The organism is Mesorhizobium dulcispinae (assembly GCF_033977345.1).
Classification (GTDB): domain Bacteria; phylum Pseudomonadota; class Alphaproteobacteria; order Rhizobiales; family Rhizobiaceae; genus Mesorhizobium; species Mesorhizobium dulcispinae.
Genome location: NZ_JAVIIY010000004.1, coordinates 317,557 through 337,336 on the forward strand (window position 1 = coordinate 317,557; position 19,780 = coordinate 337,336).

Consider the following 19,780-nt stretch of genomic DNA (forward strand, 5'->3'; position numbering starts at 1 on the left):
CTCATGGCCGTTACCGTATCTCCGGAGCGCGACGTCGTCGTCCCTCCCATCCAACGCGCATTCCGCGAAGCGCTCTATGCCGGCGCCATCGCGCTCGGCCTGTTCGTGCTGTTCATCGGCCTCAGGACCGACCAGAACATCAACAACGAGCTGATCCTGGTGCAGCGCTGGGGCCTGCTTGCCCTGGTGGTCATTGCCACCGCCGTCGGCCGCTTCCTCTATGTCGGCTACGCGCAGCCGGCGATGGAGCGGGCCAAGGCGGAAAAGGCCAAGGCGCCGGCCGCCGTCGCGGCCGAAGCGGGTTTTGTGCGGCGCAACTTCAACAGGATTGGCGTCACGGTACTGATCGCCTATCCAGTCGTGATGGTCTTGGCGTTCGGCTTCCAGGGCTCGCTGAAATGGGTCGACAATTTCGGCATCCAGATCCTGATCTATGTGATGCTGGCCTGGGGCCTCAACATCGTCGTCGGGCTGGCAGGCTTGCTCGACCTCGGTTACGTCGCCTTCTATGCCGTCGGCGCCTATGCCTATGCGCTGCTCGGCACGCATTTCGGCCTGTCGTTCTGGATCCTGCTGCCGGCCGCTGGCATGATGGCCGCGTTCTGGGGCGTCATGCTCGGCTTCCCGGTGTTAAGGTTGCGCGGCGACTACCTGGCGATCGTGACGTTGGCCTTCGGGGAGATCATAAGGCTGGTCATCATCAACTGGCGCGAGGTGACCAACGGCTCGGCCGGCGTTTCCGGCATTCCGAAAGTGTCGTTCTTCGGCCTGATGTCGTTCAACGTCTCGGACCCTAACTACATCGCCAAGGTGCTGCACATCACCCAGTCGGGCGCCTACTATAAAATCTTCCTGTACTACCTGATCCTGGGCCTCTGCTTCATCACCGCCTTCGTCACCATCAGGCTTCGCCGCCTGCCGGTGGGCCGGGCCTGGGAAGCATTGCGCGAGGACGAGATCGCCTGCCGCTCGCTCGGTATCAACACCACCACCACCAAGCTCACGGCCTTCGCCACCGGCGCCATGTTCGGCGGCTTCGCCGGCTCGTTCTTCGCCGCCCGGCAAGGCTTCGTCAGCCCCGAATCCTTCGTCTTCCTGGAATCGGCGATCATCCTCGCCATCGTCGTGCTGGGGGGCATGGGCTCGCTCGGCGGCATTGCGGTGGCGGCGCTGGTGATGATCGGCGGCACCGAGATCCTGCGCGAGCTCGGCTTCCTCAAGGCCGTGTTCGGTCCTGACTTCACGCCGGAACTCTACCGCATGCTGCTGTTCGGCATGGCCATGGTCATCGTCATGCTGTGGAAGCCGCGCGGCTTCGTCGGCAGTCGCGAGCCGACAGCCTTCCTCAAGGAGCGAAGAGCGGTCTCAGGCTCCTTCACCAAGGAGGGCCACGGCTGATGAACGTGCAAGCTTCCACGAGCGATTTCATCCTCCAGGTCGAGCATCTGTCGATGAAATTCGGCGGCCTGGTCGCCATCGGCGACCTGTCCTTCCAGGCCAGGCGCGGCGAGATCACCGCGCTGATCGGGCCGAACGGCGCCGGCAAGACCACGGTGTTCAACTGCATCACCGGCTTCTACAAGCCGACGGAAGGCATGATCACGCTCAACAAGCGCGACGGTTCGACCTTTCTGCTCGAGCGCCTGCCCAACCACGAGATCCCGGCGCGCGCCAACGTGGCGCGCACCTTCCAGAACATTCGGCTGTTCTCGGGCATGACGCTCTTGGAGAACCTGCTGGTCGCCCAGCACAACAAGCTGATGAAGGCCTCGGGCTACACCTTCCTCGGCCTGTTCGGCGTCCCGAGCTATCGCCAGGCCTCGGCCGAATCGATCGAGCTCGCCAGGCACTGGCTGGAAAAGGCAGACCTCGTTGACCGCGCCGACGATCCGGCCGGCGACCTGCCCTATGGCGCGCAGCGGCGGCTGGAGATCGCGCGCGCCATGTGTACCGGTCCCGAGCTGCTTTGCCTCGACGAGCCGGCCGCCGGCCTCAACCCGAAGGAATCGGCCTCGCTCAACGAGCTCTTGAACGACATCAAGGACAACACCGGCACCTCGATCCTCCTGATCGAGCATGACATGTCGGTGGTCATGCAGATCTCCGACCATGTCGTCGTGCTCGAATATGGCCGCAAGATCTCCGACGGCAGTCCGCAGACGGTGCGCACCGACCCGCGCGTGATTGCCGCCTATCTCGGCGTCGACGACGAGGAGGTGGAGGAGGTGCTGACCGAGGTCGGCGACGAGGCCGTCATCGAGCAGCTGGATACGGGCCCCGATGCCGCGCACGGCCCTGGAAGCTCGGCCTCGATGATGGCGGGGCCGGTTTCCGAGACCGTGGAGCACGCGGACGAGGGCGAGCGGGTCACGGTGTCGAAGAGCGCCTCGAAAGCGGCTCAGGTCGATGCACGCGCGAACTCGACAAGAAGCAAACCGGCCTCGCAACCCGGACAGCCCGCAGTGAAGCCGAAGCCCTCGGCCAAAAAGTCCACCTCGCCGGCCAAGCCGGTTGCGAAATCCTCGACAGCTAAGCCGCGCGGAGGGCGTAAGTAATGGCCGGCACAACGCTGCTCGATATCAAGGGCGTGCAGACCTACTACGGCAACATCCGGGCGCTGAACGGCGTCGATGTCACGGTCAACCAGGGTGAGATCGTGGCGCTGATCGGCGCCAACGGCGCCGGCAAGTCAACGCTGATGATGACCATTTTTGGAGCTCCACGCGCTCACGCGGGCACCATCACCTTCGCCGGCACCGACATCACCCAGTTGCCGACACACGAGATCGCGCGCCTGCGCATCGCCCAGTCGCCGGAGGGACGCCGCATCTTCCCGCGCATGACGGTGATGGAAAACCTGCAGATGGGCGCCAGCATCGACAATCTCAAGCATTTTGACGAGGATGCCGAGAAGGTGTTCGCACTGTTCCCGCGGCTTAAGGAGCGCATCAACCAGCGCGGCGGCACGCTTTCGGGCGGCGAGCAGCAGATGCTGTCCATCGGGCGCGCGCTGATGGGGAGGCCGAAGCTGCTCCTGCTCGACGAGCCGTCGCTGGGTCTGGCGCCGCTGATCGTCAAGCAGATCTTCGACGCCATTCGCGAGCTCAACAAGTCGCTGGGGTTGACCGTGTTCCTGGTCGAGCAGAACGCCTTCGGCGCGCTCAAGCTCGCCAATCGCGGCTATGTCATGGTCAACGGCAATGTGACGATGAGCGGCACCGGCAAGGAGTTGCTCGCCAATCCGGAAGTGCGCGCCGCCTATCTCGAAGGCGGGCATCACTAGGGCAGTTTTGATGCAATTCCGAACGGAAAACCGTTTCACACTTTTCCTGGAATTGCTCTAGGGTTGGGAGACATCAATCATGCAGGGCGTTCTCTACGAAGAAGCCTCGATCTGGCATTTCTTGTTCGTCACGGGCCTGCTCGGCGGCGGGGCGGCTTGGATGACCGGCAAAGCCGTGGCCCAGACCTGGGGCACCCACGTCCGCCTGTTCATTTACATGCTTGGCCTCGGCATCGGGGCAAGGTTCATCCATCATGCCTTGTTCTGGGGCACGATGTTCTCGCTGCACTACTATATCGTCGACACCATCGTGCTGATGATACTGGGCTTCCTCGGCTATCAATACACGCGCACCAACCAGATGGTCACGCAGTATAATTGGCTCTACGAAAGAGCTTCCTTATTGAGCTGGAAACCGAAGGGTTGAGGTTCATGATTAACGCCGTTTCGGGGATGAATCGGCGTGGACAAGTGCCTGAAAATCGGCATTCTATGCTTTCTGCGATAAGGGTGGGCATCGCATGAAAGTGTCATCCACGCCCACTCCGTAAATGGGAGCGTTTCAATGAAAAAATCACTTTTGTCCGCCGTGGCGCTGACCGCGTTCATCGCGTTCAGCGGCAGCGCGTGGGCCGACATCCTGATCGGCGTCGCCGGTCCGATCACCGGTCCGAACGCCGCTTTCGGCGCGCAGCTGCAGAAGGGCGCGGAACAGGCGGTCGCCGACATCAACGCGGCGGGCGGCATCAATGGCCAGCAGCTCAAGCTCGAGATCGGTGACGACGTCTCCGATCCCAAGCAGGGCATCTCAGTCGCCAACAAGTTCGTCGGCGACGGCGTCAAGTTCGTCGACGGCCACTTCAACTCGGGCGTGACCATTCCCGCTTCGGAAGTCTATGCGGAGAACGGCATCCTCGTCATGACGCCGTCGGCGACCAATCCGAAGCTCACCGAGCGCGGCCTGTGGAACACCTTCCGCACCTGCGGTCGCGACGACCAGCAGGGCAAGGTGGCGGGCGAATACATCGCCAAGAACTTCAAGGACGCCAAGATCGCCATCATCCACGACAAGACGCCTTACGGCCAGGGCCTTGCCGACGAGACCAAGAAGAACCTGAACGCCAACGGCATCAAGGAAGTTATGTATGAAGGCGTGAACGTCGGCGACAAGGACTTCTCGGCCCTCATCGCCAAGATGAAGGAAAATGGCGTCACCCTGATCTACTGGGGCGGCCTGCACACCGAAGCCGGTCTGATCATCCGTCAGTCGGCCGACCAGGGCCTGAAGGCGCCGATGTTCTCGGGCGACGGCATCGTCTCCAACGAACTGGCCTCGATCGCCGGCGACGCCGTTGCCGGTACGCTCAACACCTTCGCTCCGGATCCGCGCAAGAATCCGGCCGCCAAGGAAGTGGTGGAGAAGTTCCGCGCCGCCGGCTTCGAGCCGGAAGCCTACACGCTCTACTCCTATGCCGCGATCCAGATCATCTCTCAGGCCATTGCCAAGGTCGGCTCGGCCGACGATGCGCAGAAGGTTGCCGAGACGATCAAGTCCGGCGGTCCGTGGAAGACGGCGATCGGCGAGATCGGCTACGACTCCAAGGGCGACATCACCCGTCCGGACTACGTCATCTACGAATGGAAGAAGGGCGAGGACGGCAAGTACAGCTACTTCGAGAAATAAGCCGGCAAACAGAAGCCGACTTTTCGCGATGCCCGGCGCTCAGCGCCGGGCATTTTCTTTGGCGGTGCTCGCGGGCCGCTCACCGCCCGTCCCCTCGCTGGGGACATCTTGCAGGGCGCTCATAAAACCGGCGGCCGGAACGCCGGCGGCGGGTTGGCGCAAATAAACGATTTAAATCGATTTAAGTGTCGCGCGATTTTGTTTGCACTGCAGCATTTTCACGCTAATCATTGCGCCGTTCGTCTCACCTTCCGCTGCTGGAGCCCAGTCCTTGGCAATCACGAAGATCCTCGTCGCCAACCGGTCCGAAATCGCCATCCGCGTCTTTCGCGCGGCCAACGAACTGGGCCTCAAAACCGTGGCGATCTGGGCGGAAGAGGACAAATATTCGCTGCACCGCTTCAAGGCCGATGAAAGCTACCAGGTCGGGCGCGGGCCGCATCTCGCCAAGGACATGGGGCCGATCGAGAGCTACCTTTCGATCGACGAGGTGATCCGCGTCGCCAGGCTGTCCGGCGCCGACGCCATCCATCCCGGCTACGGCCTGCTGTCGGAGAGCCCGGAATTCGCCGAGGCTTGTGCTGCCGCCGGCATCACCTTCATCGGGCCGAAGCCGGAGACGATGCGCCGGCTCGGCAACAAGGTCGCCGCGCGCAACCTGGCTATCGAGGTCGGCGTGCCGGTCGTGCCCGCCACCGATCCGCTGCCGGACGACATGGACCAGGTGAAGAAGCTCGCTGCGCACATAGGCTACCCGGTGATGCTGAAGGCCTCGTGGGGCGGCGGCGGCCGCGGCATGCGCGCGATCCGTTCGGAAGCCGACCTCGCGCGCGAGGTGATGGAAGGTAAGCGCGAGGCGAAGGCCGCCTTCGGCAAGGATGAGGTCTATCTCGAAAAGCTCATCGAGCGCGCCCGCCATGTCGAGGTGCAGGTGCTCGGCGACAGCCATGGCAACGCAGTGCATCTGTTCGAGCGCGACTGCTCGATCCAGCGCCGCAACCAGAAGGTCGTCGAACGCGCGCCGGCTCCCTATCTCAGCGAGGCGCTGCGCGAGGAGCTCTGCGGCTACGCGCTGAAGATAGCGCGCGAGACCAGCTATATCGGCGCCGGTACGGTCGAGTTCCTGCAGGACGCCGACACCGGCAAGTTCTACTTCATCGAGGTCAACCCGCGCATCCAGGTCGAGCATACCGTCACGGAAATGGTGACCGGCATCGACATCGTGAAGGCGCAAATCCACATCCTCGACGGCTTCGCCATCGGCACGCCGGAATCCGGCGTGCCGACGCAGAAGGACATCAAGCTCAACGGCCACGCGCTGCAGTGCCGCATCACCACCGAGGATCCGGAGCACAATTTCATCCCGGATTATGGCCGCATCACCGCCTATCGCGGCGCCACCGGCTTCGGCATCCGGCTCGACGGCGGCACCGCCTATTCGGGCGCGGTCATCACCCGGTTCTACGATCCGCTGCTGGAAAAGGTAACGGCCTGGGCGCCGACGCCGGCCGAGACGATCGCGCGCATGAACCGGGCGCTGCGCGAATTCCGCATCCGCGGCGTGGCGACCAACCTCACCTTCCTCGAAGCGATCATCAACCACCCGAGCTTCGCCGACAATTCCTATACCACCAAGTTCATCGACACGACGCCGGAACTGTTCCAGCAGGTGAAGCGCCAGGACCGCGCCACCAAGCTGCTCAATTATCTCGCCGATGTCAGCGTCAACGGCCATCCCGAGACGCGCGGACGGCCGATGCCGAAAGCAGATGCCGCCGCACCCGTCGTGCCCTATCTCAACGGCAAGGTGCCGGACGGAAGCAAGCAGCGCCTCGATGCGCTCGGACCGGAAAAGTTTGCTGCCTGGATGCGCGAGCAGCCTCAAGTGCTGGTCACCGACACGACGATGCGCGACGGCCACCAGTCGCTGCTCGCCACCCGCATGCGCACCTATGACATCGCCGGCATCGCCAGCACCTATGCGCGGGCGCTGCCGCAGCTCTTGTCGCTCGAATGCTGGGGCGGCGCGACCTTCGACGTCGCCATGCGCTTCCTCACCGAGGATCCGTGGGAACGCTTGGGCAGAGTGCGCGAAGCAGCCCCCAACCTTCTGCTGCAGATGCTTTTGCGCGGCGCCAACGGCGTCGGCTACACCAACTATCCTGACAATGTCGTGCAGCATTTCGTCAAACAGGCGGCCGCCGGCGGCGTCGACCTGTTCCGCGTCTTCGACTGCCTGAACTGGGTGGAAAACATGCGCGTCGCCATGGACGCGGTGGGCGCCGAGGGCAAGCTGATCGAAGCGGCGATGTGCTACACCGGCGACATCCTCGATCCGGCGCGCGCAAAGTACGACCTCAAATACTATGTCGGGCTGGCGAAGGAACTGGAAGCGGCCGGCGCGCATATCATCGCCGTCAAGGATATGGCGGGGTTGCTGAAGCCGTCGGCGGCGCGGGTGCTGCTCAAGGCGCTGCGCGAAGAGACCGACCTGCCGATCCATTTCCACACGCACGACACGTCCGGCCTGTCGGCGGCGACGGTGCTGGCGGCGGTCGAGACCGGTGTCGACGCCATCGACGCGGCGATGGATTCCTTCTCCGGCAATACCTCTCAGCCTTGCCTCGGCTCGATCGTCGAGGCGCTCAAGGGCACCGAGCGCGACCCAGGCCTCGACCCGCAGTGGATACGCCACGTCTCCTTCTACTGGGAAGCGGTGCGCAACCAGTACGCGGCCTTCGAAAGTGACCTCAAGGGACCGGCCTCGGAAGTCTATCTGCACGAAATGCCGGGCGGCCAGTTCACCAATCTCAAGGAGCAGGCGCGCTCGCTCGGGCTCGAAACGCGCTGGCACGAGGTGGCGCAGGCCTATCATGACGTGAATTTGATGTTCGGTGACATCGTCAAGGTGACGCCGTCGTCGAAAGTGGTCGGCGACATGGCGCTGATGATGGTGAGCCAGGACCTCACCGTCGCCGATGTCGAGAACCCGGCCAAGGACATCGCCTTCCCGGATTCGGTCGTCTCAATGCTGCGCGGCGATCTCGGCCAGTCGCCTGGCGGCTGGCCGCAAGCGCTGCAGAAGAAGGCGCTGAAGGGCGAAAAGCCGATCACCGTTCGGCCGGGCTCGCTGCTCAAGCCGGCGAACCTCAAGGCCAGCCGCAAGGAGATCGAGGAGAAGCTCGAGCGCAAGCTCAGCGAGTTCGAATTCGCCTCCTGGCTGATGTATCCGAAAGTGTTCACCGACTTTGCCGCCGCGCAGGAAACCTATGGCCCCGTCAGCGTGCTGCCGACGCCGACCTATTTCTACGGCATGAAGTCGGAAGACGAGATCTTCGTCGACATCGAGAAGGGCAAGACGCTGGTGGTGCGCTGCCAGGCGTTCGGCGATGTCGATGAAAAGGGCATGGTCACCGTCTTCTTCGAGCTCAACGGCCAGCCGCGCCGCGTGAAGGTGCCGGACCGAGCCCATGGCGCCTCCGCCGCCAAGGCGCGGCGCAAGGCGGAACCCGGCAACGAAGCGCATATCGGCGCGCCGATGCCGGGCGTGGTGTCGGCCCTTGCCGTGGCGCAAGGCCAGGCCGTCAAGGCGGGCGACGTGCTGCTCTCGATCGAGGCGATGAAGATGGAGACGGCGCTGCATGCCGAGCGCGATGGCGTGGTCGCCGAAGTGCTGGTCAAGGCGGGCGACCAGATTGACGCGAAGGATCTGCTGATCGCCTTCGGCTGAGACAAAGCGGCAGGCTGCCCCGAGGCAAGTGCTCGACATAACGAGACTGCGCACCAGCGGAGGGGCCAATCATCGATGTTGGCGCCGCCCCTCATTGCCCCGCCGGGCATTTCTCCCCGTAAACGGGGAGAAAGAGGCAGCCGCAACCTCGGCGCGCTTCCTTCAGCGCTGGCGATTGGCGAAGCCGGCGGCGACAGCATTTTCTCCCCGTCACTATACGGGGAGAAATGTCCGGCAGGACAATGAGGGGCAGCGCCGACCTCGGCAGTAACCCGGCCTTTCATGCCGCATCAATAACGGCTTGACCCGTAGCGCCCGCTCGGGCATCGAACCCGCTCGAATTTGCCGGCCTCTTTTGCGAGTCGCCGGAAGTCAACGACGCGGAGAGAAAAATGGCCGACGAGATCACCGAGACCAGCCAGACTGTAGCCGCCGGCCAGCTGCGCGCCATCATCGAGCGCATCGAGCGGCTCGAGGAAGAGAAGAAGACTATTTCCGACGACATCAAGGACGTCTATGCCGAGGCCAAGGGCACCGGCTTCGACACCAAGGCGATCCGCACCATCGTCCGGCTGCGCAAGAAGGACCAGGCCGAGCGCCAGGAGGAGGAGTCGATCCTCGATCTCTACAAGGCCGCGCTCGGCATGGTCTAAGAGACTGTTTGGAAATTCTACTCCGGCGGCCATCTTGTGGCGCTTTCTGGGCTTCCGTTGCTCACGGACCAAATGTCCGCTGCGCTACGGTTCTCGAAAACACCACCATATGACTCGCCGGAGCGAATTTCGAAACAGTCTCGGCCAAGATATGCGAGCAGCCGGCCATGAGCGAGTTCGACTTCGGCGGTCATCGTGCTTCGGAGTTCCGCCATCGCGGCTTCTGGGCGCTGTTCGCCGAGCGGCACCCGGAAGAGAGAGCCCGGCTGGCAAGGCGCGGGCCGTGGTTCTGGCAGCGTGGGCTGCCAGAGTTCGCTCTGGTGCTTTCCATGTATGTCGCGCCGAGCGAGAATGTGGTCGGCGTCTTCTTCGGCCGCAACGAAAAGCTCGGCGCGACGGAAGTCTGGACACGGCTGAAGCCTTTCCAGCCGGCAATCGAGGCGCGGCTGAAGCTCAGGCCGGAGCAGAGCGCGCAAAACCTCGGCATCAATTCGCAATGGCGCGTCAACTGCTTCGCCGAGGACAACTGGCCGGCCATGGCCGACTGGCTGGTGACGGAATGCTCGCGCTTCGAGCGCGCTGTTCTCGCGATCCTCCGAGACGAATCCCGTCGTTAGAGCGGTTCACCGTTTCACGGAAACGCCGAACCGCTCTATCTCTTTGTTTTGACGCATAACCGTCACACACTTTTCCTGGAATTGCTCAAGAGCGGTTCAGCTTTCGATCGGATCGCTGACCCCCTGCAATTCGGAATTTCAATTCGGCCGCGGCTGGTCGCGACCGATTTCTTCCAGATGCTGCGTCAGGGCCAGTTGATCAAGGGAGCCTATCGGCAGGTTGATAAACAGGCCGATCCGGTTGTGCAGCATGCGATAAGCGTCCGCGAAAGCAAAATGCTGCACGGCGTCGGTGCCGGCTGCCTTGGACGGATCCGGCACCGCCCAAAGTGCTGTCATTGGATGACCGGCCCAGACGGGACAGCTTTCGTTCGCCGTGCTGTCACAGAGCGTGAAGACGAAGTTCATCTCCGGCGCGTCGGCTCCTGAGAACTCATCCCAGCTCTTCGAGCGGGCGAAGGAAGTGTCGTAGCTCAGGCTCTGCAGCAGCTGGATGGCATAGGGGTTGACTCTGCCCTTGGGACGCGCGCCGGCCGAATACCCCTTGAAGCGGCCGGCTCCGACCCGATTGAGAATGGCTTCGGCCTTGATCGAGCGAGCCGAGTTGGCGTTGCAGAGAAAGAGAACGTTGTAGACATGATCATTCATTTGGCACCCCTCCATTCCGGACTCTGCGAATGACTGACCGATGATGCGGATTCACGCATCGCGGCTACCCGAACATTGATGGCAGATTTTGCTGTCACATTCGCGTGAGATCTCGCGGGGCCTTGCTTTGCCGACGGTGTTCGGCATCTTCGGCGTTGTGTGAGCGCTGGCGAGGCTGACAAATGGACGATTCGCAGCCGGCGGGGACGGCGTCCGGCAAGGTTGCCCGCCTAGCGAGCTTCTTTCGTGCGCGCTGGCGGGGTGAGACAGCGCTGAACCAGCTGTTCTGGCGCGACATGCTGCTCGCCGGCACGGCGATCAACATTGCCTCGTCGGCGCTGGCGCTTGTCCTGCTCGGGCTGAAGCTGCCGCTCTGGCTGGTGCTCACGGTGCACTTCCTCCCCGTTCCCTACAACATCTTCCTCGCCCTTGCCGTTTGGCGAACGGCGGAGAAGACCGGCGGCGCCAAGGCCTCGCTGATGATGCTGGGCTCGGCGCTCTGGCTGATCGCGACGGTCATCGGGTGAGGACGCACAGCAGGTGCGCATAAAAAGGGCGGCCGAAGCCGCCCTTTCAAAAGTTATGACAGGGTACCGGTCAGGCTGCCGGCTCGAACCGCAGCGCCACGCCGTTAATACAGTAGCGCAGACCGGTCGGCGGCGGGCCGTCCTCGAAGACATGGCCGAGATGGCTGCCGCAGCGCGAGCAGTGGCATTCGGTCCGCACCATGCCGTAGCTGCGGTCGACGGTGGTCTCGATCGATCCCGGCACCGGATCGTTGAAGCTCGGCCAGCCGGTGCCGCTCTCGAACTTCAGCTTGGATTCGAACAGCGGCTGATCGCAGCCGACGCAGAAGAAGGTGCCTGCGCGCTTCTCATAAAGCAGGGCGCAGCTGCCGGGACGCTCGGTGCCATGGTTGCGCATGACGGCGTACTGCTCCGGCGTCAGCCGGGCGCGCCACTCGGCATCGGTGCGGGTGACGGGGTAGGCGTGGGTGTCCATGAAATCTCCTCGGCCTTGGCGGCTCGTTGTTGGTTGGCAGCCTGTATTCGCGCAAACATAGGCGTTTGTTACAGGCGCTGCCAGCGGTAGCAGGCTAGTGTTTGCGGGAAAGCTGCTTCGTTGCCGCTTCGAGTCCGGCAAGCGTTAGCGGGAACATGCGGCCGCCGAAGATGTCGTTGATCATGGCGATCGAATGCGTGTATCGCCAGTTCTTCTCGGCTTCAGGATTCAGCCAGACCGCATTCGGCCATTGCTGCAGCAGCCGCCCGAGCCAGACGCTGCCGGCTTCCGGATTCCAGTGCTCGACCGAGCCGCCGGGATGGGCGATCTCGTAAGGGCTCATCGAGGCGTCGCCGACGACGATCACCTTGTAGTCCGGCCCGTATTTGTGGATGAGGTCGAAGGTCGGGATCGTCTCGGCAAGGCGGCGGCGATTGTCCTTCCAGACGCGCTCATAGAGGCAGTTGTGGAAGTAGAAATATTCGAGCTGGCGGAATTCGGCGCGGGCGGCCGAGAACAGTTCTTCGACGCTCCGGATATGGTCGTCCATCGAGCCGCCGACATCGAAGAACAGCAAAAGCTTCACCGCGTTGCGCCGCTCGGGCCGGGTCTTAACGTCCAGATAGCCGTGCTCGGCGGTGGCATGGATGGTGCCGGGCAGGTCGAACTCTTCTTCCGCACCCTCGCGCACCCAGCGGCGCAGGCGCTTCAGCGCCACCTTGATGTTGCGGGTGCCGAGCTCGACGGCGTCGTCGAAGTTCTTGAACTCGCGCTTGTCCCAGACTTTCACCGCGCGGCGATGCCGGCTTTCGTGCTGGCCGATGCGCACGCCCTCCGGATTGTAGCCATAGGCGCCGAAGGGCGAGGTGCCGCCGGTGCCGATCCACTTCGAGCCACCCTGGTGGCGGCCCTTCTGCTCTTCGAGCCGTTGCTTCAGCGTCTCCATCAGCTTGTCGAAGCCGCCTAGAGCCTCGACCAGCTTCTTCTCCTCGTCGGTCAGATGCTTTTCAGCAAGCCGGCGCAGCCACTCCTCGGGGATGTTGGCGACATCGACGGCGTCCGGCCCGGCGAGCGCCTCGACGCCCTTGAAGACATGCGCGAACACCTGGTCGAAACGGTCGATATGGCGCTCGTCCTTCACCAGGGCCGAGCGCGCGAGGTAGTAGAAACCCTCGATGTCATAGTCGACCAGCCCGGCTTCCAGTCCTTCGAGCAGCGACAGATATTCCCTGAGCGAAACGGGAACCCGCGCGGCCTTCAGTTCGAGGAAGAAAGGGATGAACATCGGCCCGTTATAGCAGATCGTACTCGATGAAGCCCGTCCGCCTTGCCACATGGTCATAGAGCCGGCGCGCGGTGGCGTTGGTCTCGTGCGTCATCCAGTAGACGTTCTTCACCCCGATCTTGCCGGCTTCCTGCTTCACCGCTTCGATCAGCGCCGCGCCGACGCCCTTGCCGCGCACTTCGGGGTCGGCGAACAAGTCCTGCAGATAGCAGTTGTTTTTCTCCGACCAGCAGGAACGGTGATAGAGGTAGTGGGTCAGGCCCACGGCCTTGCTGTCGAGCGTTGCGATAAAACCTTTCGGCTCGAACTCGCCAGGCGTGAACAGGCGCTTCCAGGTGATGTCGTAAACCTCGTCCGGCAGCTTGGTCTCATAAAAGGTGAGGTAGGCGGTCCACAGGCGGCGCCAGTCGGCGTGGTCGGACTGCGCGAGCGGGCGGACGGTGATCGCGGACATTTCGTTCTCCTCCAATGTTTTGGCCCGAAGCTGCTCTGACGGCCGCTTGCCGGCAACGGTCCACAGCCGAAGAAAGCGCTATTGCTGGCGCCTCATCCCTGCCGCCTGGCCATGAAGGCCAGGCGCTCGAAGAGGTGCACGTCCTGCTCGTTCTTCAGCAGCGCGCCATGCAGCTTCGGCAGCATGTTTTTCGGGTCGGCGCGCAAATCTTCCGGCGCGATGTCGTCGGCGACCAGCAGGCGGATCCAGTCGAGTGCCTCAGAGGTCGACGGCTTCTTCTTCAGTCCGGGCACCTCGCGGATCTCGTAGAACTGGGTGAGCGCGGCCCGCACCAGGTTCTGCTTGATGCCCGGATAATGCACGTCGACGATCCGGTGCAGCGTCTCGATGTCGGGGAAGCGGATGTAGTGGAAGAAGCAGCGGCGCAGGAAGGCGTCGGGCAGTTCCTTCTCGTTGTTGGAGGTGATGATGACGATCGGCCTCAGCGCCGCCCTGATCGTCTCGCCGGTCTCGTAGACGAAGAACTCCATCCGATCGAGCTCCTGCAGCAGGTCGTTGGGGAACTCGATGTCGGCCTTGTCGATCTCGTCGATCAGCAGCACGACCTTCTTCGGCGCCGCGAAGGCATCCCACAGCTTGCCGCGCTTGATGTAGTTCCTGATGTCGCTGAAACGGTCGTCGCCAAGCTGGCTGTCGCGCAGGCGCGAGACCGCGTCATATTCGTAAAGGCCCTGCTGCGCCTTGGTGGTCGACTTGACGTTCCATTCGATGAAATCCAGCCCGAGCGCCGCCGCTACCTGGCGCGCGAGCTCCGTCTTGCCGGTGCCGGGCTCGCCCTTGACCAGCAACGGCCGCTCCAGCGCGATCGCGGCGTTGACCGCCACCATCAGATCCTTGTCGGCGACATAGGCCGCTGTGCCTTCGAAACGCATTTCTTCTCCTGATCGTTTGGCCGCGACCGTAAGGACGCTGCCCAGGCTGTGCAAGGCATAGCGACGCCGCAAGCCGTACGACGCAAATTTTGCCGGCACTCGGCCGGCTGTCCTTCTGGCGCTCTGCCAACCGTCGGCCTATATTGGCGCTGGCGGTCTGCGCTTCCCGGCAGGAGAAACTTATCCCCGGGGCCTTATCGATCCTTAGGGAGCTGTCCCTGGGAAGACCCGTGGGTTTTCTCACACGGCGCCCACCTACTTTGTAGGCACCCGGGATCGACCTCTCCACCGGTTGTGTGGATCGCCACTCTCCCGATTTTGGGATATGCGGTAGAAAACGTCGCTCCTAAAACTCCATTCAGATCCGGCCTTTTCTAGCGTCTGAGCATGAACCCACCGAAAGACCTGAAGAAACGGCTTCGCAAGGAAGCGCTGGCGCGTCGCGATGCACTCGATGAATTCTGGCGCGTCGAGATCGCGCTCGAAATGGCAGAAACCGCGAAGCAGCAAATCACCGTCGAACCGGGCCAGGTCGTTTCCGGCTTTTGGCCGATGCGCTCCGAGGTCGATGTGCGGCCGCTGATGTTTGTGCTGCGCGAAAAGGGCGCCAGGCTCTGCCTGCCGGCGATCCTTGACAAAACCACCATCGAGTTCCGCGAACTGGTACACGGCGCGCCGATGGTCGAGATGGGCTTCGGCACGGTCGGGCCGCATGAGGAGGCGGAAGTGCTCGATCCTTCTCTCATGCTGGTGCCGCTCGCCGCCTTCGACGCGCGCGGCCACCGCATCGGCTATGGCGCCGGCTACTACGATCGGGCGATCGGCAAGCTGGCCGACAAGGGGCTGACGCCACGGCTGATCGGCATCGCCTTCGACTGCCAGGAGGTCGAAATGGTCCCTGACGAGAACCACGACGTCATCATCCCGGAAATACTGACCGAGAGCGGGTTGCGCCGGTTCATGCCGCAATTGTAGAAAAGCGTTTGAGAAACGCATGATCTTTTGCGGAAAGTCATGCAGCTTTTGCTTGGCGGACTTTCGGCGCAGGATCGTATGAGACTTCTCTTCCTCGGCGACATGGTCGGAAAAACTGGACGCACGGCGGTGTGGGAACAGCTGCCCGGGCTGATTTCCGATTTCAAGCTCGACTTCGTCATCGTCAATGGCGAGAACGCCGCCGGCGGCTTCGGCATCACCGAGGAGATCTTTCGCGAGACGCTTGCGGCGGGCGCGGATGTCGTCACCACCGGCAACCATGTCTGGGACCAGCGCGACGCGCTGATCTTCGCGCCGCGCGAGGAGCGCTTCCTGCGCCCCTCCAATTTTCCCAAGGGCACGCCGGGACGCGGCTCCGGCGTCTACATCGCCAGGAATGGCGCGCGGGTGCTGGTCGCCAACATCATGGGGCGCGTCTTCATGCATCCCGAGCTCGACGATCCGTTCCAGGCCGGCGAGCGCGAGCTTGCCGCCTGCCCGCTCGGCGAGCAGGCCGATGCGGCGGTGATCGATTTCCACGCCGAGGCGACCTCGGAAAAAATGTGCTTCGCGCATTTCGTCGACGGCCGCGCCAGCCTGGTGGTCGGCACCCATACGCACCAGCCGACCGCCGACCATCAGATCCTCAATGGCGGCACCGCCTATATTTCGGATGCCGGCATGTGCGGTGACTATGACTCCTCGCTCGGCATGGACAAGGAGGAGCCGCTCAACCGCTTCCTGTCGAAGGTACCGAAGGGCCGCTTCGAGGCGGCGAGCGGACCAGCGACGCTCTGCGGCATCGGCGTCGAGATTTCCGACCGCACCGGGCTTGCCGAGAAGATCGCGCCGTTTCGCCGCGGGCCGAGGCTCGAGGAAACCGCGCCGTCCTTCTGGTCGTGACATTGATATGAGTGCCGGTCGTACCTAACTGGCGACAAAACTGCTCTAGATCGTAGAGGGGACGACCTTCATGCAGCTTGTCGAATTCCTGGCGCCGCACTTCGCCTTCGTTTCCGATCCGACCGCATGGATCGCACTGCTGACGCTGGTGGTGCTCGAGGTCGTGCTCGGCATCGACAATCTGATCTTCATTTCGATCCTCACCAACAAGCTGCCCGAAGCGCAACGGGCTCGCGCGCGCAGGTTGGGCATCTCGGCGGCTCTGATCATGCGGCTCATCCTGCTCGCTACGATATCAATCATCGTGCAACTGACGGCGCCGGTGTTCACCGCGTTCGGGCACGGCTTTTCCTGGCGCGACCTGATCCTGATCGCCGGCGGCCTGTTCCTGGTGTGGAAGGCAACCAAGGAAATCCATCACACGGTCGATCCGCAAGACCATCAGGATTCGATGGTGGGCGGCGCGCTGCAGATGAGCCTTGCCGGCGCGATCTTCCAGATTCTTTTGCTCGACCTCGTCTTCTCGATCGATTCCATCATCACGGCCGTCGGCATGACCGACGAGATTGCCATCATGTACATCGCGGTGATCGTGGCGGTGAGCGCGATGATGCTGGCGGCGACGCCGCTCGCCAACTTCATCGCCAGGAACCCCACAATCGTCATGCTGGCGCTCGGCTTCCTCTTGATGATCGGCATGACGTTGATCGCCGACGGCATGGGCTACCACGTGCCCAAGGGCTACATCTACGCGGCGATGGGTTTTTCCGCGCTGGTCGAGGGGCTCAACATGCTGGCGCGGCAGCGGAGGAAGCAACGGTCCGGCAGCGGGCATTGAGGCCCCGTCACAACAGCCGTTTTGGGTGGCGGTCGCCGACAAGGCCAAGCGTCAGGCCCTGCTCCAGCCACGCCTTGGCGCCGGCCAGCACCAGCGAGAAGCCGCCGGTGGAGTCGATCGCCTGCTTCACCTGCTCATCGGCGGAGCCGGCGAAGCCGAAATTGCGGACTTCGAGAAAGGTCGCATCGCCGGGCATTTCGCTAAAAGTCCAGACGACGGTGGTCGGCGGATCGCTCCACCGCATGACGACCTTTTCGTGGGGGACGATCTCGCTGACCTCGACCGTCGTCGAGGCGCCGTACATGCGCCATTCCCACTGAACCGGCTTGCCGCCGTCGAGCCTGCCGCTCGAATGCGTGAACCAGAATTTCGTGGTGACCGCCGGATCGACGATGGCCTCGAAGACTTCGGCGACCGGCCGGCGGATCAGCATGCCGGTCTCGGCGGTCGGGGTTTCGCGGAGTTCCATGATGGCCTCCTTTCATTGAAGGCATATCGAATCTGCTACGGCCTTTGAGCCGCATCAGGGCAGGTTGATCTGCCAGGAAACGCCGAACCGGTCGTTGAGCCAGGCGAAACGGCGGCTGAAGCCGTAATTGCCGGTCGGCATCAGGAACGAACCGTCCTTCGACAGAACGTCGACAATACGCCCCAGTTCCTCCGCGGAGGAACAGTCGACGAAGAACGAGAAGGACGGCGTGAAGGTGAAGGCGTGGTGGACCGGACTGTTGAAGAGCGTGACCTCCACACCGCCAATGGACGCTCGCGCCAGCTTGACGGTTCCTTCGGGTCCGTCCTCGCCAGCACCGTAGCGCGTCATGTCGAGGACGCTGCTGTCCGGAATGGTCTCGCAATAGAGGGCCACGGCCTCTTCGGCCCGGCCTTCGAACATCAGGAACGGCGTTACTTTCACGGCAGTCCTCCCGGGCTCAGAGATTGGGGTCAGATGTTGGTCTCGTTGGCGGGCTCGCCCTTCATCTCGGCGCGATAATAGCCGTCGCGCAGGTTGATGCCGTATTCGAGATAGGCCTTCATGCAGGCGAGCATCTGCGACCAGCCCTCGCAATTGAGGTAGGACTTCTTCAGGCCGGCATCGCCTTCGTGCCAGCCAGCCTCGGCGATGGTGACGAAGGTGCCGCCGTCGTCCAGCGGCTCGAAATTCATCTCGATGCGGGTCTTGTAGGCCGGCTTGCCCTCGGCGTCGGTCGCGTCCCAGCGCAGCACGATGCGCTTGTCCTTGGTCACCTCGTCGACCTCGACCGGTACGGTCTTCCACCAGGTCACGGCGGTGCCCTCGACCAACGGGGCGGAGGCGCCGCCGATGGTGGTGAAATAGCCGCTGAGCTTCGTCGGATTGACCACCGCGTCGAAGACTTCGGCGACCGGTTTGCCGATGCGTCCGGAAATCCTGAATCCAAGAGACATATCCACAGCTCCTTCCTTGCCGCGTGAAACAATATGTTATAGATATATAACATGTCAAGCCAAACCACGGACGACCATGTTTTCAAGGCCTTGGCGCATCCGCGCCGGCGCGAGCTGCTGGACCGGCTGAAGGATCAGCCGCAGACCACCGGCGCGCTCTGCGAGGCTTTCCCGGACATGGATCGCTGCACGGTCATGATGCATCTGAAGGTGCTCGAAGAGGCCGATCTGGTCGTCGCAAAGCGCGAGGGGCGCGAACGCTGGAACCATCTCAACGCGCTGCCGATCAAGCAGATCCACGACCGCTGGATCAGCCAGTATGCCGGCCATGCCATCAGCATCCTCGACCGGCTCAAGTCGGATCTGGAGGGATGACAAAGTCCTCACGAGGTTGGCTTCGGCACCGGCTCCACGGCGCGGCTGGACGAATTGAGCCGATTTATCTATAAGCCGGCCATTCCGTCAGAGAGCGCCGCGTGCCTTTGCAGGCATAGCTCAGACGTTCTGAAAATTTGAATTCGAGCATTTGCCGATGCCGGGTGATCGCGCCCGGCCGAAAAATGCTCTAGCCGAACACGACAGGGGTGCCATGGCTGGCCATTCGCAATTTAAGAACATCATGCACCGCAAGGGCCGCCAGGACGCGGTGCGGTCGAAAATGTTTTCCAAGCTGGCGCGCGAAATCACTGTCGCCGCCAAGACCGGCACGCCGGACCCGGCGATGAACCCGCGGCTGCGCCTTGCGGTGCAGAACGCCAAGGCCGTGTCGATGCCGAAGGACAACATTCAGCGCGCCATCAACAAGGCATCCGCTGGCGACGCCGAAAACTACGAGGCGGTGCGCTACGAGGGCTACGGCCCGGGCGGCGTGGCGCTGATCGTCGAGGTGCTGACCGACAACCGCAACCGCTCGGCGTCGAATGTGCGCGCCGCCTTCACCAAGGCCGGCGGAGCGCTCGGCGAAACGGGCTCGGTGTCCTTCATGTGGGACCGCATCGGCGAGATCTACTATCCAGCCGCTGCCGGCAGCGCCGACAAGGTGATGGAAGCCGCGATCGAGGCCGGCGCCGACGACGTGGAGTCCGACGAGGAAGGCCACACCATCTACTGCAGCTTCGAAAATCTCGGCGAGGTGTCGAAGTCGCTGGAAGCCGCGCTCGGCGAGGCGGAATCGGTCAAGCCGATCTGGCGACCGCAGAACAATGTCCCGGTCGACGAAGAACGGGCGCAGTCGCTGATGAAGCTGGTCGCCACCCTCGAGGACGACGACGACGTGCAGAGCGTCTACGCCAATTTCGAGGTCGACGACGAGACGATGGCCAAGCTCAGCGCGGCCTGATCGGCCGCGCGA

Annotated in this window: 22 protein-coding genes and 1 other RNA gene; 15 read left to right on the forward strand and 8 right to left on the reverse strand. The window is 63.0% G+C overall.

The features are described 5' to 3' along the window. Positions 1-3 precede the first annotated feature (3 nt). The 8 genes from livM to RFN30_RS12525 all read left to right on the forward strand — a co-directional run bounded on the left by livM (position 4) and on the right by RFN30_RS12525 (position 9,967). Positions 4-1,398 carry a high-affinity branched-chain amino acid ABC transporter permease LivM gene (gene livM, locus RFN30_RS12490; protein WP_320262376.1) on the forward strand — a complete coding sequence of 465 codons (1,395 nt, stop codon included), beginning with the start codon at positions 4-6 and terminating at the stop codon, positions 1,396-1,398. Continuing rightward, positions 1,398-2,555, forward strand: coding sequence for an ABC transporter ATP-binding protein (locus RFN30_RS12495; protein ID WP_320262377.1), 1,158 nt, complete (start codon positions 1,398-1,400; stop codon positions 2,553-2,555). The genes livM and RFN30_RS12495 overlap by 1 nt, the downstream gene beginning before the upstream one ends. Then, positions 2,555-3,283, forward strand: coding sequence for an ABC transporter ATP-binding protein (locus RFN30_RS12500; RefSeq protein ID WP_320262378.1), 729 nt, complete (start codon positions 2,555-2,557; stop codon positions 3,281-3,283). Before RFN30_RS12495 ends, RFN30_RS12500 begins: the two co-directional genes overlap by 1 nt. 79 nt (positions 3,284-3,362) lie before the next feature. Further along, positions 3,363-3,710, forward strand: coding sequence for a DUF6867 family protein (locus RFN30_RS12505; protein ID WP_320262379.1), 348 nt, complete (start codon positions 3,363-3,365; stop codon positions 3,708-3,710). 138 nt (positions 3,711-3,848) lie between these two features. After that, entirely contained in the window at positions 3,849-4,967 is a 1,119-nt protein-coding gene (locus RFN30_RS12510) for a branched-chain amino acid ABC transporter substrate-binding protein (protein ID WP_320262380.1), read from the forward strand. A gap of 271 nt (positions 4,968-5,238) precedes the next feature. After that, positions 5,239-8,697, forward strand: coding sequence for a pyruvate carboxylase (gene pyc / locus RFN30_RS12515; RefSeq protein WP_320262381.1), 3,459 nt, complete (start codon positions 5,239-5,241; stop codon positions 8,695-8,697). A gap of 392 nt (positions 8,698-9,089) precedes the next feature. After that, a complete protein-coding gene (locus RFN30_RS12520; RefSeq protein ID WP_040974416.1) occupies positions 9,090-9,350 on the forward strand; it encodes a DUF2312 domain-containing protein in 261 nt (86 codons plus the stop codon). A 167-nt stretch (positions 9,351-9,517) separates the two neighbouring features. Then, positions 9,518-9,967: a hypothetical protein gene (locus RFN30_RS12525; protein ID WP_320262382.1), complete on the forward strand. Its 450-nt coding sequence runs from the start codon at positions 9,518-9,520 to the stop codon at positions 9,965-9,967. 138 nt (positions 9,968-10,105) lie between these two features. On the opposite strand, the gene RFN30_RS12530 is transcribed toward RFN30_RS12525, so the two are convergent. Then, positions 10,106-10,615 carry an arsenate reductase ArsC gene (locus RFN30_RS12530; protein WP_320262383.1) on the reverse strand — a complete coding sequence of 170 codons (510 nt, stop codon included), beginning with the start codon at positions 10,613-10,615 and terminating at the stop codon, positions 10,106-10,108. A gap of 182 nt (positions 10,616-10,797) precedes the next feature. Between RFN30_RS12530 and RFN30_RS12535 the strand changes: the two genes are divergently transcribed. Beyond that, positions 10,798-11,142 (forward strand): hypothetical protein, encoded by a 345-nt coding sequence (locus RFN30_RS12535; protein ID WP_320262384.1) that lies wholly within the window; start codon positions 10,798-10,800, stop codon positions 11,140-11,142. Positions 11,143-11,212: 70 nt separating this feature from the next. Here RFN30_RS12535 and msrB read toward each other — a convergent pair whose 3' ends face one another. The 4 genes from msrB to RFN30_RS12555 all read right to left on the reverse strand — a co-directional run bounded on the left by msrB (position 11,213) and on the right by RFN30_RS12555 (position 14,288). Beyond that, positions 11,213-11,617, reverse strand: coding sequence for a peptide-methionine (R)-S-oxide reductase MsrB (msrB, locus tag RFN30_RS12540; protein WP_095809928.1), 405 nt, complete (start codon positions 11,615-11,617; stop codon positions 11,213-11,215). 94 nt (positions 11,618-11,711) lie between these two features. Further along, positions 11,712-12,902, reverse strand: coding sequence for a vWA domain-containing protein (locus RFN30_RS12545; protein ID WP_320262385.1), 1,191 nt, complete (start codon positions 12,900-12,902; stop codon positions 11,712-11,714). A 7-nt stretch (positions 12,903-12,909) separates the two neighbouring features. Next, complete coding sequence (locus tag RFN30_RS12550; protein ID WP_320262386.1) at positions 12,910-13,356, reverse strand: GNAT family N-acetyltransferase; 447 nt, start codon at positions 13,354-13,356, stop codon at positions 12,910-12,912. Between the two features lie 92 nt (positions 13,357-13,448). Beyond that, the gene (locus RFN30_RS12555) at positions 13,449-14,288 is read right to left on the reverse strand and encodes an AAA family ATPase (protein ID WP_320262387.1); all 840 of its coding nucleotides are present in this window, start codon (positions 14,286-14,288) and stop codon (positions 13,449-13,451) included. 151 nt (positions 14,289-14,439) lie between these two features. Between RFN30_RS12555 and ssrS the strand changes: the two genes are divergently transcribed. The 4 genes from ssrS to RFN30_RS12575 all read left to right on the forward strand — a co-directional run bounded on the left by ssrS (position 14,440) and on the right by RFN30_RS12575 (position 17,004). Continuing rightward, a non-coding RNA gene (ssrS, locus tag RFN30_RS12560) (6S RNA) lies at positions 14,440-14,595 on the forward strand. Between the two features lie 80 nt (positions 14,596-14,675). Then, a complete protein-coding gene (locus tag RFN30_RS12565; protein ID WP_320262388.1) occupies positions 14,676-15,263 on the forward strand; it encodes a 5-formyltetrahydrofolate cyclo-ligase in 588 nt (195 codons plus the stop codon). Between the two features lie 78 nt (positions 15,264-15,341). Beyond that, a complete protein-coding gene (locus RFN30_RS12570; protein WP_320262389.1) occupies positions 15,342-16,166 on the forward strand; it encodes a TIGR00282 family metallophosphoesterase in 825 nt (274 codons plus the stop codon). Between the two features lie 70 nt (positions 16,167-16,236). Further along, entirely contained in the window at positions 16,237-17,004 is a 768-nt protein-coding gene (locus RFN30_RS12575) for a TerC family protein (protein ID WP_320262390.1), read from the forward strand. Positions 17,005-17,011: 7 nt separating this feature from the next. Here RFN30_RS12575 and RFN30_RS12580 read toward each other — a convergent pair whose 3' ends face one another. From RFN30_RS12580 to RFN30_RS12590, 3 genes are read right to left on the reverse strand one after another with little or no spacing between them, the layout of a single operon-like run. After that, positions 17,012-17,473: an SRPBCC family protein gene (locus tag RFN30_RS12580; RefSeq protein ID WP_320262391.1), complete on the reverse strand. Its 462-nt coding sequence runs from the start codon at positions 17,471-17,473 to the stop codon at positions 17,012-17,014. A 54-nt stretch (positions 17,474-17,527) separates the two neighbouring features. After that, positions 17,528-17,917 carry a VOC family protein gene (locus tag RFN30_RS12585; RefSeq protein WP_320262392.1) on the reverse strand — a complete coding sequence of 130 codons (390 nt, stop codon included), beginning with the start codon at positions 17,915-17,917 and terminating at the stop codon, positions 17,528-17,530. Between the two features lie 29 nt (positions 17,918-17,946). After that, positions 17,947-18,429, reverse strand: coding sequence for an SRPBCC domain-containing protein (locus RFN30_RS12590; protein WP_320262393.1), 483 nt, complete (start codon positions 18,427-18,429; stop codon positions 17,947-17,949). 51 nt (positions 18,430-18,480) lie between these two features. On the opposite strand from RFN30_RS12590, the gene RFN30_RS12595 reads away from it, so the two are divergent. Both RFN30_RS12595 and RFN30_RS12600 read left to right on the forward strand, forming a co-directional pair. Then, positions 18,481-18,804, forward strand: a complete 324-nt coding sequence (locus RFN30_RS12595; RefSeq protein ID WP_320262394.1) for an ArsR/SmtB family transcription factor — start codon at positions 18,481-18,483, stop codon at positions 18,802-18,804. Between the two features lie 214 nt (positions 18,805-19,018). Further along, positions 19,019-19,768, forward strand: a complete 750-nt coding sequence (locus tag RFN30_RS12600) for a YebC/PmpR family DNA-binding transcriptional regulator (RefSeq protein ID WP_320262395.1) — start codon at positions 19,019-19,021, stop codon at positions 19,766-19,768. Positions 19,769-19,780: the final 12 nt, after the last annotated feature.